This is a genomic window from Eubacterium ramulus ATCC 29099, assembly GCF_000469345.1.
GTDB classification, from domain to species: domain Bacteria; phylum Bacillota; class Clostridia; order Lachnospirales; family Lachnospiraceae; genus Eubacterium_I; species Eubacterium_I ramulus.
Map to the genome: position 1 here is coordinate 1 of NZ_KI271095.1, position 14,430 is coordinate 14,430.

The window sequence follows — 14,430 nt, forward strand, 5'->3', positions numbered from 1 at the left end:
GATAATTAACTTCCTAATTATCATACAAGAATAGCATGGAAAAAATAATCGAAATTAAAGGTATGATGTGTGGACATTGTGAGGCACATGTAAAGAAAGCATTAGAGGCACTTGATGGTGTGACATCCGCAGAGGCAAGCCATGAAAAAGGAATTGCGGTGGTACAGTTATCCGCATCAGTAGATGATACTGTACTGAAAAAAACGGTAGAAGAAGAAGGATATGAGGTAACCGGTATCCGTTAAGGCAGGGAAATTATGGCAAAGATAAAGCATTTGATATTTGATATGGGAAACGTACTGATGCGTTACGACCCGGAAGTTCCACTGAAGAAATTTGTAAAGACAGAGAAGGCACGGAATCTGATCCGAAGAGAATTGTTTGAGGGACCGGAGTGGGTAGAAGCAGACCGTGGGATGATCTCGGAAGAAGAAATGTATGAGAGCGTAGCAAGACGGATTCCGGAAAAATATCATGAAGAACTGAAAAAATGTGTGTATGAGTGGATAATTTGCATGAAGCCGTTGGAGAAATCTGTAAAACTGTGTGAAGATGCCAGAAAATGGGGCTATCAGACGTATGTACTTTCCAATGCCGCACAGAGTTTTTATGAGTATTTCCCGAAATTTTACAGGATGGAAGATTTTGATGGCGTGGTGGTATCCTCAGATGTACACCTGATCAAACCGGATGTGCGGATTTATGCTTATTTGCTGGAAAAGTACCACCTGAATCCGGAAGAATGTCTGTTTCTGGATGATCGGGAAGATAATGTGGAAGCGGCCCGGAAAGCGGGAATGCAGTCCATGCAGTTCACGGAAGATTATGAGAGTTTGCGGGCATTTCTGAAGCAGAATGCAGGAATTGAAGCGTATCAGCAGAAAAAAACTATTCGAAAAACGGTAGCGAAGACATTGCGGACGCTCCTGCTTCCGCTTTTTGTGGCTGCTGCCGTCCTGACTTCTGCCTGCACAATAGCACCGGAGCCGCGGACAACGCAGGCACAGGAATCCGGGCAGGTGGTTGTTGGTACGGATGCAACGCAAAGCAGCAGTGCGTCATTGGACAGTGTTCCGGCGTATTCCGGACAGCCGTATGTGACATTGAATAACAATGTGCCGGATTTTACAGATGCAGACATGCAGACAATTTCTTACGAAGAGTATTCTGATTTGGACAATCTGGGCAGATGTGGTGCGGCTAATGCCATCGTTGGTATTGATCTGATGCCGACAGAACCACGCGGAGCCATTGGCCAGGTGCGTCCAAGTGGCTGGCATACAGTAAAGTATGAAGGAATCGACGGAAATTATCTGTATAACCGCTGCCATTTGATTGGATATCAGCTCAGCGGGGAGAATGCGAATGAGAAAAATCTGATTACTGGAACACGCTATTTGAATGTGACCGGTATGCTGCCGTTTGAAGATGAGGTGGCAGATTATGTAAAGCAGAACAATGCACATGTGCGTTATCGTGTGACGCCGATTTATGAGGGTGATAATCTCGTGGCTTCCGGTGTGCAGATGGAAGCAAAATCTGTGGAAGATGATGGTGCCGGAATCTGCTATAATGTGTATGTCTATAATATACAGCCGGGAATTACCATTGATTATGCAACTGGAGACAGTCAGAAATCCGCAGATATGCAGACCGCGTTATCTTCTGATACAGACAGCCGGCAGTCACAGGAGAAAACCTATGTACTGAATACGAATACTATGAAGTATCATACACCGGACTGTTCCAGTGTGTCTGACATGAAGATAAATAACCGGAAGGATTATATTGGAACTGCGGCTGAACTGCAGCAGCAGGGGTATGAACCATGTGGCAGATGTCATCCGGAATAGAATGAAATTGTGAAATGAGAGCAGGAAGGGAGAAATCGTCCCTTCCTGTTTTGTTTCAACGAGTGTTACGATACTCCCTGGGGGTACATCCGACAATGGATTTAAACGTTTTTGTGAAATAACTGGGGCTGGAAAAACCGCAGCTGTTGCTAATATCAATGATACTTTGTTCCCCGGAATCCAGCATATGACAGGCTTTTTCAATCCGGTAATGGATCAGGTATTGAATGGGAGACTGTTGGATGATGTTGTGGAAGGAACGCTGTACTTCCCGTTCACAGATATTGGCAGTCTCAGATAGTTGTTTTAAGGAAATGGATTCCATATAGTTGTTCTGGATATAACGGATCATTTTTTTTAGGTGCTGCATCTCCTGGGAGCTATCCTGCCGATTGTCAGATTCCAGTTCCGTACGGTTTTTGGCGAGAACCAGGAACAGGCGGGACAGTTTTTCACGGATTTCATATTCATAACCAAAGGGTTTTTCACGGGCAATGGTGGTGGCATCTGCAATCAGTTCCAAAATTTCTTTTTCCCATGGGATGGATGTACGCAGGTGAATGTAAGGCAGAGAATGTCCGGAAGTAGCGATAGGAGCCATGTATTTCTGCCAGAATACTGTGTACTTAGAACCATAGATCAGACGTCCGTGAAAAACGAGATCTTCTTTATAAAAATCACTGGTGGACTTGGTGGTTTCCTGGGAATGCAGTGTTCCGGTGTTGATAAATATACCATCTCCTGCATGAAGTACCAGATGATCCGTTCCAACAGACAGCGGACAAGAGCCGCTTCGTACAATGGAAACTTCATATTCTTCGTGCCAGTGCCAGCGGATATCGTGGGTTTTGGCATCGGTGAAGTAAGCAGCGCACGGAAATGCTGTGTCACCGTGGGCACGATTTTCCAAAAAATTGTCTTGAACAGAGATTGTTATAGTATTTTCCATAATTAACTCCATAAAAATATTAAAATGTCGTGTTTGTTATATTATATGTCCGTTCTGTTATGGATGCAAGGTTTGTTTTGATATAGTATATAGCTTGCTTTTGAAAATGTTGATTTGAGGGAGGAGTATAAGATGACAAAAGACATGACTTCAGGTTCTACCCTGCGGCATATTATAAATTTTGCAGTTCCGCTGTGTATGGGAATGCTGTTTCAGCAGCTGTATAGTATGGTTGATACGATGATTGTAGGAAAAGTGCTGGGTGTGCAGCCTCTGGCCGGAGTCGGAGCGACCGGTTCGTTAAATTTTATGATCATCTGGTTTTGCATCGGCATCTGTAATGGATTTTCCATTCCGATCGCACAGGCGTTTGGTGCAAATAAGGAAGTGGAACTGAGGCGTTATGTGGCAAATAGTACCTGGCTGTGTATTTTTTTCAGTATTGTGATTACTTTTTTTGTAGCCATTTTTACACGAAATATGCTGGTATTACTGAAAACACCGGAGGATATTTTTGAGTATGCTTATATTTACATACTGATTATTTTCCTTGGAATTCCGTGTACGTTCCTGTACAATTTCCTGGCGGGGGTTGCACGGGCACTGGGAGATTCCAAAACACCGCTGTTTTTTCTGATCTTGTCTTCCGTGATAAATATTATATTGGATTTTGTTTTGATGATCCCAATTCCGCTCGGGGTAGCAGGTGCTGCGATTGCGACAGTGATCTCACAGGGCGTTTCCGGTTTGATCTGCCTGTTTTACATGAAAAACAAGTTTGCGATTTTACATGGATCGCGTGATGAATGGAGAATCCGTGGAAATTATATGAAACAACTTTGCAGTATCGGCGTTCCAATGGGATTACAATATTCTATTACAGCCATTGGTTCTCTGGTTATTACAGCAGCTGTAAATGCACTGGGGTCCACAGCAGTTGCAGGCGTGACTGCAGCGCAGAAGATTAGTAATCTGATCACCTGCCCGATTGAATCTCTCGGACAGACTATGGCACCGTATGTGGGACAGAATATTGGTGCAGGTAAGAAAGAGCGTGTGAGTGATGGGTTGAAAAAGGCATCTGTCTGTGGATTTATATGGTCTGTGATCTGTATTCCAATCGTGCTGTTCTTTGGAAAGCCGATGACTCTTCTGTTTTTAAGTGAACCAAATGCGAAAGTAGTAGAATATTCATTTTTATTCTTATTGGTAAGTACGTTAGGTTTTTGTTTACTGACACTTGTTAATACCGTGCGTTTTTCTATTCAGGGTATGGGATTTTCCAGTTTTGCCATGACAGCAGGTGTCCTGGAGATGGCGGCCAGAACCATTGCAGGTATTGTGCTGGCGCCGATGTTTGGATATATCGGAATTTGCCTGTCAAACGTACTGGCATGGATCTTTGCAGATGCTTTTCTGCTGCCGGCGTTCCGACATTGTATAAAGAAATAATGGTACATTTAAAAAGGAAAGAAGCAGAAAACTGCAGTATAGAAGCGATACAATAAGAAAAGCCTTATGGCATGGACAGAATCGTCTGCCGTAAGGCTTTTGCTTGTTAAGATAGCGATTCAGACCTGGAGAATAGAAATTATACTTCTTCCGGAATGAACTCAATGTAGTTTTCAGCAAGTTTTGAAATTCTTGCCAGAGAATATACATGGATTCCCTGCTCTTTTAATTTATCACGGCCCGGCTGGAATGATTTCTCAATCAGGATACCAAGTCCGGCTACGGTTGCATGTGCTTTTCTTAAAAGGCGGATCGCACCAGTGGCTGCTTCGCCATTTGCCAGAAAATCATCAATGATCAAAACATGATCTGTCTCATCGATCTGTTCTGCGGAAAGTGTCAGCTCGTAGCTTGTTCCTTTTGTGAATGAAGTAACCATTGTCTGGTAAAGATTTTTGTTTAAGACTTTGGATGGCTGTTTTTTGAGAATAACCATCGGAATCCCCATCTCAATCGCAGTGGTAAGGGCAGGAGCAATACCTGAGCTTTCAATGGTGACGATTTTTGTAATCCCATGATCTGCAAAATGTGCTGCAAAATCTTTTCCAATCTCTTTCATCAGAAACGGGTCAACCTTGTGATTGATGAAACTGTCCACCTTTAAAATATCTTCATTAACGGCTATGCCGTCTGTCTTAATCTTTTCTTCGAGTAACTGCATGATATTCCTCCAATATGTTTTTTCCGGAAAAACCCGGGCGAAATAATTTAAAGCCATTATAGCACATTTTTTTCATATAAAAAAGTCTAACACTTACTTTTTTATATCTTTTTAAAAAGCCTTTTTGAAAAGATATTTCGCAAATATAACAGGAAGAAATTTTTCTGTTTTCCCTTTACATAGAAATGTTCCTGTGAAATAATAGTTGGCATGAATATTACAATTTATGCCGTAGGAAAAATAAAAGAAAAATTTTACCGGCAGGCCATGGAAGAGTATGAAAAGCGCCTGGGGCGGTACTGTAAGTTGAAAATTGTGGAAGTAGCAGATGAAAAAACGCCGGATCATGCCAGTGAAACTGAAAACAGACAGATTAAAGAAAAGGAAGGAGAACGTCTGCTTAAACAGATGAAAGACGGAAGTTTTATCATAGCATTGGCTATTCAGGGGAAAAAACTGGATTCGGTTGCATTTTCGCAAAAAATCGGGACACTGGGTCTGCATGGGGTCAGTGATATTGGCTTTGTGATCGGAGGCTCTCTGGGGCTTTCGGATGCCGTGCTGTCCCGCGCGGACATGTTACTCAGTTTTTCGGATATGACATTTCCCCATCAGTTGATGAGGGTGATTTTGCTGGAGCAGGTGTACCGTGCGTACCGGATCAGCAGCGGTGAGCCGTATCACAAATAAGAAAAAAAGCGCAGGAGAAAACAGAAGAAAGAGTGATACAGCTACATTTTTTTCATATACTGTTAGCATGAGAAAAGAAAAAAGAGAACAACTGACCAGACAGCTGACAAAGAGCCTGGAACTGCCCGGAGATCTGATGCTTGGGGCATCCATAGTTACCGTGACCGGACGAAGGGATCTGGCCATTGAAAATTATAAAGGGATTTTGGAATACCGGCAGGATAAGATCCGGTTGCTGCTGAAGAACGGGCAGTTAGAGATCACCGGCAGAAATCTGAAGATTGATTATTATACCAATGATGATATGAAGATCACCGGACAGGTCGATAAACTGGAATATGGCATGTAAGGAGATGTCTGCATGGTATTAAAGGTGATGAAATTCTTTCGCGGGTATCTGTTTGTCCGACTGACCGGGTATTCTCCGGAACGTTTTTTTAATCTATGTGGAAATGCGGATATTGTTTTATGGAAGATCGAGCCGGCAGAAGATGGTTATACTTTTTTTGTCAGTCTGCCGGCTTTTCGGAAGTTGAAGCCGATGTTGCGAAAAAGCGGAACCAGAGTTACGATTTTGAAACGTGTCGGTGTTCCGTTTTTACTGTATCGATACCGCCATCATCGTTTTTTCTTTGTTGGGTTAGGCAGTCTGTTTGCAATTCTGTTTTTGATGACACAGTTTATCTGGGCGGTAGAAATATCCGGAAACAGCAGTTATTCTGGACAGGTATTACGAGATTTTCTGGCAGAATCCGGTATCGGTTACGGAAGCTGGAAACGTAGTATTGACTGTGAGAAGACAGAGACACTGTTACGCCGGGAATTTGATGATATCACCTGGGTGTCTGCCCGGATATCCGGTACACGGCTGTATGTGGATATCCAGGAGCGATTGAAGGAACAAAACAGCCCAGAGTCTGCCGATGAGGCAGGGGATATGGCGACAGATCTGGTGACGGATGTGGGAGGCGCCGTGGAGTCTATTGTAGTGCGTAAGGGAACGCCGCTGGTTATGCAGGGAGATCTTGTGGAACCCGGGACGATTGTGGTTTCCGGGAGCCTTCCTTTGGAAAATGACAGCGGAGAAATCAGTGGTTATGAATATTGTTCTTCAGATGCAGATGTCTGGATCCGTACAACGCTTGATTATAAAGATGTCTTTTCTAAGAGGAAGAACGTATTGCAGAAGTCCGGAAAAAAACGGTATGGTATTTCGCTGGTGCTTGGAAGGTACCAGATGCATCTGTTTGATACAGTCAAAAAGAACACCTTGTGCACTGGGGAATATTATGATCCACGGATTGGACGTGATTTTTATTTGCCGTTTCAATTGATCGTAAGGACCCAGGAAGACTGCAAATGGCAGGAAATTCCTTACACCAGAGAGGAAATTCGACGGATTGCACAACAGCGTCTGGAAGGTTACTGTAAGAATTTAGAAAAAAACGCTATTCAAATACAGGAAAAAAGTGTTATTATAAAAGCGAGTGTCACAGAAATATCTGTGGAAGGAACTTTGGAAGCGCTGGTGAAAGCAAGCCGGCGGACAGAGACAGAAAAGATAAAGAAACAGGAAGGAACTGGCACATATGGAATTGACACAACAAATGTTGGACATTCCGATTGAACATATGTCAAATGTATTCGGAAAGTTTGATGCCTGGCTGAAGCAGATTGAAAAATATCTGCAGGTTACAATGGTAGTTCGTGACGGAAGTCTGAAAATTATGGGAAATGACAACAATGTGCAGAAGGCACAGTCGGTGATGAGTGATCTGCTTGCTATGTCCCGGAAGGGCAATGATATCACAGAGCAGACCGTTACTTATGCATTGGAAATGTGCGGATGTACGAAAAATCATCCACTGTTAGAGGCAGACAGTGAGATTATCTGTCATACAGTTCAGGGAAAACCGGTAAAACCAAAAACGCTGGGTCAGAAAGACTATGTAGATCAGATTCGCGATAAAATGATCGTATTTGGAATCGGACCGGCGGGTACCGGAAAAACATATCTGGCGATGGCAATGGCAATTACTGCATTCAAAAATGAGGAAGTCAGCAGGATTATCTTGACGAGACCTGCCATTGAGGCAGGTGAAAAACTCGGATTTCTTCCGGGTGATCTCCAGAGTAAGATCGATCCATATCTGCGTCCTCTGTACGATGCTCTGTACCAGATTATGGGAGCAGAGAGTTTTTTGAAAAATCAGGAAAAAGGACTTATTGAAGTGGCACCGCTTGCTTACATGCGTGGACGCACACTGGATAATGCCTTTATCATTCTGGATGAGGCGCAGAATACAACACCGGCACAGATGAAGATGTTCCTGACACGTATTGGTTTCGGGTCTAAAGTGGTAGTTACCGGTGATGCATCACAGAAAGATCTGGCACCGGGTACAAAATCCGGTCTTGATGTTGCTATGCGTGTCTTGCAGAAAGTAGATGATATTGCATTTTGCAAACTGACCAGTCAGGACGTTGTCCGTCATCCACTGGTACAGAAGATTGTCAAAGCATATGATGAATATGAAAATGCACAGTTAAAAAAGGAGCGTGCTGCACGTTCCGGTAAGAAAGAAAGCAGAGGAAAACGCAATGACCATTAATATCATCTGTGAAACAGCGCCGGGTTTTTCCTTTCATTATAAAAAACTGGCGCAGACTGTGATTGAGCAGTCACTGGATAGTGAAGGCTTTCCTTATGAGGCAGAAGTTAACCTCACGCTGGTGGACGAGAAGCGAATCCATGAGATCAATCTGGAGACGAGACAGATTGATGCACCTACGGATGTATTATCTTTTCCAATGATCGCTTACGAGTTCCCGGCAGATTTTGACGGTGTGGAGGATCAGCTGGATGACTGTGTGAATCCGGATACACAGGAAGTATTACTTGGGGATATTGTAATATGCGTATCACGGGTGTATGCACAAGCCAAAGAGTATGGACACAGTGTAAAGCGGGAATACGCATTCCTGATCACACATAGTATGCTGCATCTGATGGGGTATGACCATATGGTGCCGGAGGATGCGGCTCTGATGGAAGCTCATCAGCGGGAAATTCTGAATACTTTACAGATTACAAGATAACAAGAAAGAGAGAAGAATTATGAAAAAAGCAATTGCAATGATTTTACTTGGGGTTATGTCACTGTCACTGCTGACTGGATGCGGAAAAAAAGAAGAGACACCGGCTGTGTCAGATACGGCACAGGAAACATCCATATCTGCACCGGAGGAAGTGCCGGTAAGTGAGCCGGAGATACCGGCAGTTCCGGAAGGAATGGCACGGAGTTATCTGACCGGTGAATGGATTGATGAGACCATTGCGAACCAGCGTCCGCTTGCCGTTATGCTGGGAAATACAAAGATTGCAACACCCCAGTATGGAATTACGGATGCTGATGTGATCTATGAGGCAGCAGTAGAAGGACAGGAGACACGTCTGATGGCTATTTTCCAGGATTATGCGAACCTGGAAAAAGTGATGTCCATTCGTAGCTGTCGTCATTATTATGTACACTGGGCACTGGAATTTGATGCCATTTATGCACATTATGGTCAGGCAAAATATGCTGTTGAGATTCTTTCCCAGGATTATGTGAATAATCTGAGCGGTCTGGATGGCGGAGTGGAAAAAGTGATGTACAAGCGCGATTCTAATCGAAAAGCACCGCACAATGCTTATACGACCGGTGAAGGAATTGTGGCAGGTATTGCTTACAAGGGATATGAAACGCAGCATGCTGCAGATTATTCCGGACATTATAAATTTGTAGAAGACGACAATCAGCAGTTATTCCTGCAGGGGGGATCACCGGCGGCAGTAGTAGAACCTGGTTATCTGGTAAACAAACCGTGGTTTGTGTTTGACAGTGAGACAGGTTTATACAAACGTTTTCAGAATGGTGCAGCCCAGATAGACGGCAATAACGGCAAACAGGTGGAAGTCAAAAATATTATTATCCAGATCTGTGAGTGGAACCGGATGAGCAGTGAGGATGAATATCTGAACATGGAAACGATGAAGGGCGGTTCCGGTTATTATATTACCAATGGGACAGCCATTCCGGTAACATGGAAGAAAGATTCTCTGCAGTCTCCGACCAGATATTACAAAGAGGACGGATCTGAGATTCAGTTAAATCAGGGAAAAACATGGGTATGTGTGACCGAAGATACCTATGCAGATAAGATCGCTTTTTATTCAAGCGAGGAAGAGTATGCAAACAGATAAGCTGCTCAAACGATACTGCTTTTTCCTGAAAGCAGGAAAAGAGGTTATTTTATGAGTAAGAAGAAAAATGATACAAGTTTTTTGGTGCAGGGATCCATTCTTGCAATTGCATCGCTTGTCAGCAGGGTCATCGGTCTTGTTTACCGAATTCCATTGACAGCGATCATCGGAGATCATGGAAATGATTATTACAGCTGTGCGTATGAAATATACAGCCTGTTGTTACTGATTTCCTCTTACAGTCTGCCAATGGCTGTATCCAAGATGGTTTCAGCACGAATTTCAAATGGCGAGAAACAGAATGCGTACCGTGTATTCAAAGGTGCTATGATATTTGCACTGTTTACCGGTACAGCGGCCTGTATGATCGTATTTTTTGGTGCGGAGGAGCTGACCCGCCTTTTCAAAACGCCGCTTGGTGTTTACGCGTTGCAGGTACTGGCTCCGACGTTGATCATCGTAGCAGTGCTTGGTGTATTTCGTGGATTTTTCCAGGGCATGGGGACTATGATCCCAAGTGCGGTGTCACAGATCATTGAGCAGATTGTCAATGCGGTAGTCAGTGTAGGGGCAGCTTATGTGTTGTTCGCCTACGGAAGACGGATCGCGACAGTGCTTGGAAGCAAAGAACATTATGACGCAGCTTATGGTGCAGCAGGTGGAACCCTTGGAACGAGCGCAGGTGCACTGTGTGGACTGGCCTTCATCATCTTTGTGTTTTCGATGTTCCTTCCAAAATTCCGTAAGGCAATGAGACGGGAAAATAAGATCGGCAAAAAACAACCGGAATCATACCGTGTGATTTTTGGCATTCTGATCGGCACCATTGTTCCGGTATTGATGAGTACTACGATTTATAATATGGTTTCAATCGTGGATCAGTGGTTGTTTAAAAACATTGCAACTATACAGGGATACTCAGCTGCGGATGTTTCCGAGTGGTGGGGCATTTTTTCCGGTAAATACAGAGTTCTGACTAATGTGCCGATTTCCATTTCCACGGCACTGGCAGCGTCCTGTGTTCCGGCACTGGCAGCAGCTTTTGCACAGAAAGATGAGAAACAGGTTCGCTCTAAAATCGGCATGTCCATGCGCTTTATCATGGTGGTCGCCATGCCGTGTACTGCAGGTATCATGGTACTGGCAGATCCGATCATCCAGCTTTTGTTTCCGGGTTCAAGCCCGTTGGCAGGACATCTGCTGCAGGCAGGTGGAATCAGTGTTATTTTTTATTCCATTTCTACCTTGTCCAATGCGGTATTACAGGGAATTGACCGGATGCGGATTCCGGTCCGAAATGCTTCCGTGGCACTGGTGCTTCATGCGGGTGTCATTGCAGTCGGCATGTTCGGCCTGAAACTGAATATTTATGGCATTTGTGTCGGAACCATTGCATTTTCACTGATCATGTGTATTTTAAACGGTATGTCTGTACGGAAATACTCGGGCTTTAAACCAGATGTTACCAAGACATTTATAAAACCGGCCATTGCATCTGTGATTATGGGGGGTGTAGTTTATGCTGCATATTTTGTCTGCCATAAAGTATCCCACAGCAATGCCGTCAGTACCGTGATTGCTGTTCTGGTTGGTATGATTGTCTATGCAGCTGCCTTGCTGCTGATCAAAGGATTGACGGAAGAAGAACTGCACAGTTTCCCGAAAGGCGAATTATTGATCCGCATTGCAAAGAAATTCCGTTTGTTATGATTCTGGACAAATTAGAAACTGGAAGGAAGAAGTAACAGAAATGAAGTTCTGATAAAAAGAAAAACTGAATAAATGAAAAAGAAATGTGAATACTACGAAAAAAGGAGTTTTTTATGATGAAACAGACACGTATCATTCGCATTTCTTTTTTGATTTGTACGATTTGCATGGTGGCTGCATTCTGGAGCGGCTTTTATTTTGGTGAAAGTCAGTTGAAAGCAGATACTGCACCTGTGCAGACCGCATCCTGCCCGGACACGGACAGTAAGAAGAGTTCCACAGAAGAAAAAAAGAACATTTCCGGTACCGATTCTGTAGAAAGTATGAATCATTTGTCAGAAGAAAAATATTATGTCAAAGTCTCGGGAGAATATCTGTCCGTTTATTTTAGTGATACAGACCGGTTGTATTTTGAAACCAGTCTGAAAGTATCCAATCTTCCGGAATATCTCAGAAGGGATGCACTGGAAGGAATTCCCTTTACATCTCTGGAAAATCTATACAGCTTTCTGGAAAATTATTCGAGTTAGCGAAAACTGACGGCTTTTCAAAATCTGCGGCTTGTGCTATACTGAACCACGAAATGATTTCGCAACGGATCAAACAGGCGCAGAATTTCTGCTTGCAGATTGGTTGCAGATTCTGGAGGGCAGGATGAAAACAGAGAAAAAACAAAAGGGGATCGGACTTGGGACAGGCATGATTATCGGCATTGCCATTATCTATATTTTATTTGGATTGGCGATAGAGTTTGTTCCACAGTTTAAGGAAATTTATATTATCTATATTGCAGGAGCCATTTTTGTCGTGTTCGGGATTATTATGATTGTAAAATATTTCCTGACAGGAAGTTATCGTGATATTGGTAAATATGGATTTTCAGCCGGTGTGCTCTGCGTACTGATTGGTGCAATGCTGTTGGTGCGAACCAGTGAGATTGCAGCATACTTCTCCCTTTTTCTCGGCATTTGCATTTTGCTTACAGCTGTGATCAAGCTGCAGAACGCAGTGGATCTCAAAAGTATCCACAATGCAGGATGGTTTATCTTTTTGCTGATTGCACTGGCATTTCTGGCTGTAGCAATCCTGGTAATTTTAAATCCGGGGGGAAGAGTGTCCCAGTACAAAAATGCGATCTATTATCTGCTGATTGCAGATGGTGTTATTGATCTGATCAGTCCGATTTATCTTGTGTTTGCAATCCGTGCGAGCAGACGGATTCGTCCTGCGGAGCAGAGTCAGAAGTTTGCTGCACCGGATGAGAAAAAAGAAAATAAGGACGATTCTGAATCCGAAAAGCCGGTGTATACAGTGAAACCAACGGCATCGACAGATGAGAATGCCGGGGATGAACTGCCGGAAGGCGATATGGATGAGATGACGAAAGAAATTTTGAATTTTTTTGAAGAGGATAAGTAAAAGGAGTTTTTGTGAAACAGAAAACATATGATGTAATTGTAGTTGGCGGAGGCGCAGCCGGTCTGATGGCTGCGATTCATGCTGCATCCGGAGGCGCACATACGGTAATCCTGGATCATCATGAAGTATCCGGAAAAAAGATCCTGGCAACAGGAAATGGAAAATGCAATTTTACGAATCTGATGCAGGGGGAGAGCTATTATCGATGCGATACCCCTGCCTTTGTATTGCATATATTAGAACAGTTTTCTGCAGAGGATACGATTGCATTTTTCCGCGAGCTGGGTGTGATGACCAGAGACAGACAGGGATATTGTTATCCGAGAAGCGGCCAGGCAAGTGCCATTCGAAATGCATTGTTGCGGAAAGCAGAAAAGCTTGGAATTGAGATACATAATGGGATTGGAATCCGCAAAATCATCCGGGAAAACAATAGGTTTTCCTTTGATACAAAAAGTGGGAGCTTTTTTTCGACCTGCTGTATTCTGGCTACCGGAGGTATGGCATCGCCGAAATCGGGAAGTGACGGAAGTGGTTATATCTATGCAAAATCCTTCGGTCATACTGTAAAAAAACCGTTGCCGGCACTGACTGCACTGATGGCAGAAGCGAATTGGTTAAAGGAAACCACCGGAGTGCGGGCGGATGCCACCGTGAAACTGTATGTGGATGGAAGTTGTGTGGCAGAAGATACCGGTGAAGTACAGATGGCTGATTATGGGATTTCCGGGATTCCGGCTTTTCAGGTGAGCAGATATGCTGCTGTTGCATTAGACCGGAAGCAGTGTGTGACGGCAACACTCGACTTCGTACCGGAATATACAGAAGAACAATTGCGCGATTTCCTGAAGCAGCAGTTGGATGTCGCTTCAGCGGAAGAAAGCTGGAAAATGCTGCTTTCTGGGATTGTAAATGAAAAAATAGCCGGTATGCTTTGTGCGCAGAAGCATCTTGGGGAGCGTAAAATTGCTTCGATACCGAAAGCAAAAAACAGACAATTACTGAGGGAGTTTGCAGGTCTGCTGAAGCAGGTCAAATTTCCGATCACCGGTGTACGGGGCTTTCAGTTTGCACAGGTCACCTGTGGCGGGATTCCTGTGACGGAATTGACAAAGCAGATGGAATCAGAGCGTGTCGAGGGGTTATATTTTGCAGGCGAGATCGTAGATGTGGACGGTATGTGCGGAGGATATAACCTTCAGTGGGCATGGTCCGGCGGTGCTGTGGCCGGAACGGCAGCAGCTGAAAAATCTGTCAGAAGAAAAAGAACAGATGCTAAATAAAAAAATGCTATGTGATTGTTTTCGATAAAAGTGTAAAGCAACGAAAAAAGCTATTGTGAAATAATAAATAGAATGTGGAGACCAGCTATGAAAAGTCAACCATAAAT

15 protein-coding genes are annotated in these 14,430 nt (G+C 43.8%); 13 read left to right on the forward strand and 2 right to left on the reverse strand.

Features of this window, described 5'->3' with window-relative positions:
- Positions 1 to 35 precede the first annotated feature (35 nt).
- Positions 36 to 245 carry a heavy-metal-associated domain-containing protein gene (locus tag HMPREF0373_RS03120; protein WP_021738137.1) on the forward strand — a complete coding sequence of 70 codons (210 nt, stop codon included), beginning with the start codon at positions 36 to 38 and terminating at the stop codon, positions 243 to 245.
- 12 nt (positions 246 to 257) lie between these two features.
- Positions 258 to 1,853, forward strand: a complete 1,596-nt coding sequence (locus HMPREF0373_RS17580) for an HAD-IA family hydrolase (RefSeq protein WP_021738138.1) — start codon at positions 258 to 260, stop codon at positions 1,851 to 1,853.
- Between the two features lie 55 nt (positions 1,854 to 1,908).
- Here HMPREF0373_RS17580 and HMPREF0373_RS03130 read toward each other — a convergent pair whose 3' ends face one another.
- Positions 1,909 to 2,802 (reverse strand): helix-turn-helix domain-containing protein, encoded by an 894-nt coding sequence (locus tag HMPREF0373_RS03130; RefSeq protein WP_049946799.1) that lies wholly within the window; start codon positions 2,800 to 2,802, stop codon positions 1,909 to 1,911.
- 132 nt (positions 2,803 to 2,934) lie between these two features.
- Between HMPREF0373_RS03130 and HMPREF0373_RS03135 the strand changes: the two genes are divergently transcribed.
- Positions 2,935 to 4,254, forward strand: coding sequence for an MATE family efflux transporter (locus tag HMPREF0373_RS03135; RefSeq protein WP_021738140.1), 1,320 nt, complete (start codon positions 2,935 to 2,937; stop codon positions 4,252 to 4,254).
- Positions 4,255 to 4,393: 139 nt separating this feature from the next.
- Here HMPREF0373_RS03135 and HMPREF0373_RS03140 read toward each other — a convergent pair whose 3' ends face one another.
- Entirely contained in the window at positions 4,394 to 4,975 is a 582-nt protein-coding gene (locus HMPREF0373_RS03140) for a xanthine phosphoribosyltransferase (protein WP_022036041.1), read from the reverse strand.
- A gap of 210 nt (positions 4,976 to 5,185) precedes the next feature.
- Here HMPREF0373_RS03140 and rlmH point away from each other — a divergent pair, with 210 nt between their 5' ends.
- The 10 genes from rlmH (at position 5,186) to HMPREF0373_RS03190 (ending at position 14,323) form a co-directional block, all read left to right on the forward strand.
- Positions 5,186 to 5,665, forward strand: coding sequence for a 23S rRNA (pseudouridine(1915)-N(3))-methyltransferase RlmH (gene rlmH / locus HMPREF0373_RS03145; RefSeq protein ID WP_021738142.1), 480 nt, complete (start codon positions 5,186 to 5,188; stop codon positions 5,663 to 5,665).
- Positions 5,625 to 6,014, forward strand: a complete 390-nt coding sequence (locus tag HMPREF0373_RS03150) for a YabP/YqfC family sporulation protein (RefSeq protein WP_022036043.1) — start codon at positions 5,625 to 5,627, stop codon at positions 6,012 to 6,014. The genes rlmH and HMPREF0373_RS03150 overlap by 41 nt, the downstream gene beginning before the upstream one ends.
- A gap of 12 nt (positions 6,015 to 6,026) precedes the next feature.
- Entirely contained in the window at positions 6,027 to 7,292 is a 1,266-nt protein-coding gene (locus HMPREF0373_RS03155) for a sporulation protein YqfD (protein WP_021738144.1), read from the forward strand.
- Positions 7,255 to 8,277: a PhoH family protein gene (locus HMPREF0373_RS03160; protein ID WP_021738145.1), complete on the forward strand. Its 1,023-nt coding sequence runs from the start codon at positions 7,255 to 7,257 to the stop codon at positions 8,275 to 8,277. The genes HMPREF0373_RS03155 and HMPREF0373_RS03160 overlap by 38 nt, the downstream gene beginning before the upstream one ends.
- A complete protein-coding gene (ybeY, locus tag HMPREF0373_RS03165) occupies positions 8,267 to 8,764 on the forward strand; it encodes an rRNA maturation RNase YbeY (RefSeq protein WP_021738146.1) in 498 nt (165 codons plus the stop codon). The genes HMPREF0373_RS03160 and ybeY overlap by 11 nt, the downstream gene beginning before the upstream one ends.
- Positions 8,765 to 8,783: 19 nt before the next feature.
- A complete protein-coding gene (locus HMPREF0373_RS03170; protein WP_021738147.1) occupies positions 8,784 to 9,911 on the forward strand; it encodes a DUF3048 domain-containing protein in 1,128 nt (375 codons plus the stop codon).
- A 51-nt stretch (positions 9,912 to 9,962) separates the two neighbouring features.
- Complete coding sequence (locus HMPREF0373_RS03175; RefSeq protein ID WP_021738148.1) at positions 9,963 to 11,621, forward strand: putative polysaccharide biosynthesis protein; 1,659 nt, start codon at positions 9,963 to 9,965, stop codon at positions 11,619 to 11,621.
- A gap of 113 nt (positions 11,622 to 11,734) precedes the next feature.
- Positions 11,735 to 12,151: a hypothetical protein gene (locus HMPREF0373_RS15935; protein ID WP_022036047.1), complete on the forward strand. Its 417-nt coding sequence runs from the start codon at positions 11,735 to 11,737 to the stop codon at positions 12,149 to 12,151.
- Positions 12,152 to 12,275: 124 nt separating this feature from the next.
- On the forward strand, positions 12,276 to 13,040 hold the full coding sequence (locus tag HMPREF0373_RS03185; protein WP_044962691.1) for a DUF308 domain-containing protein: 765 nt from the start codon (positions 12,276 to 12,278) through the stop codon (positions 13,038 to 13,040).
- Between the two features lie 11 nt (positions 13,041 to 13,051).
- Complete coding sequence (locus HMPREF0373_RS03190; RefSeq protein ID WP_021738151.1) at positions 13,052 to 14,323, forward strand: aminoacetone oxidase family FAD-binding enzyme; 1,272 nt, start codon at positions 13,052 to 13,054, stop codon at positions 14,321 to 14,323.
- Positions 14,324 to 14,430 lie beyond the last annotated feature (107 nt).

Bases quoted from the DNA above. Each gene is read 5' to 3' on its own strand.
- HMPREF0373_RS03120 (WP_021738137.1), top strand. From the start codon at position 36: ATGGAAAAAATAATCGAAATTAAAGGTATGATGTGTGGACATTGTGAG.
- HMPREF0373_RS17580 (WP_021738138.1), top strand. From the start codon at position 258: ATGGCAAAGATAAAGCATTTGATATTTGATATGGGAAACGTACTGATG.
- HMPREF0373_RS03130 (WP_049946799.1), bottom strand. From the start codon at position 2,802: ATGGAAAATACTATAACAATCTCTGTTCAAGACAATTTTTTGGAAAAT.
- HMPREF0373_RS03135 (WP_021738140.1), top strand. From the start codon at position 2,935: ATGACAAAAGACATGACTTCAGGTTCTACCCTGCGGCATATTATAAAT.
- HMPREF0373_RS03140 (WP_022036041.1), bottom strand. From the start codon at position 4,975: ATGCAGTTACTCGAAGAAAAGATTAAGACAGACGGCATAGCCGTTAAT.
- rlmH (WP_021738142.1), top strand. From the start codon at position 5,186: ATGAATATTACAATTTATGCCGTAGGAAAAATAAAAGAAAAATTTTAC.
- HMPREF0373_RS03155 (WP_021738144.1), top strand. From the start codon at position 6,027: ATGGTATTAAAGGTGATGAAATTCTTTCGCGGGTATCTGTTTGTCCGA.
- HMPREF0373_RS03160 (WP_021738145.1), top strand. From the start codon at position 7,255: ATGGAATTGACACAACAAATGTTGGACATTCCGATTGAACATATGTCA.
- ybeY (WP_021738146.1), top strand. From the start codon at position 8,267: ATGACCATTAATATCATCTGTGAAACAGCGCCGGGTTTTTCCTTTCAT.
- HMPREF0373_RS03170 (WP_021738147.1), top strand. From the start codon at position 8,784: ATGAAAAAAGCAATTGCAATGATTTTACTTGGGGTTATGTCACTGTCA.
- HMPREF0373_RS03175 (WP_021738148.1), top strand. From the start codon at position 9,963: ATGAGTAAGAAGAAAAATGATACAAGTTTTTTGGTGCAGGGATCCATT.
- HMPREF0373_RS15935 (WP_022036047.1), top strand. From the start codon at position 11,735: ATGATGAAACAGACACGTATCATTCGCATTTCTTTTTTGATTTGTACG.
- HMPREF0373_RS03185 (WP_044962691.1), top strand. From the start codon at position 12,276: ATGAAAACAGAGAAAAAACAAAAGGGGATCGGACTTGGGACAGGCATG.